This window comes from Burkholderia sp. SIMBA_051 (genome assembly GCF_046534915.1).
Lineage (GTDB): Bacteria > Pseudomonadota > Gammaproteobacteria > Burkholderiales > Burkholderiaceae > Burkholderia > Burkholderia ambifaria.
On the sequence record NZ_JAWRXS010000275.1, the window covers coordinates 1 to 272 of the forward strand.

The 272-nt window shown below is 56.2% G+C and carries 1 protein-coding gene; it reads left to right on the forward strand.

The annotated features are described in order from the left end of the window. A partial coding sequence (locus SB771_RS34510; protein WP_410721978.1) for a hypothetical protein occupies positions 1-272 on the forward strand: 272 nt, incomplete at both ends.

The window sequence follows — 272 nt, forward strand, 5'->3', positions numbered from 1 at the left end:
GGGAGTGCAAAATCCGGACCAAAACTTTGCGCAACAGAAGGTTGACCAAATCAAGAGCGGCGCAATTGGTGGTGCTATTGGTGCGCCGGTTGCATCGGCTGCGGGCCGGGTATTGGCTCCCGTTGGTTCGGCCTCTATAAACGCGCTGCGGCAGGCCGGGATTACTCCGTCACTAGGTCAGATGCTCGGGCCGGTTGCGTCCAACCTCGAACAGAAAGCAACAAGTCTCCCGCTTGTTGGAAACATGATTAACTCCACTCGTCAGAATGCAG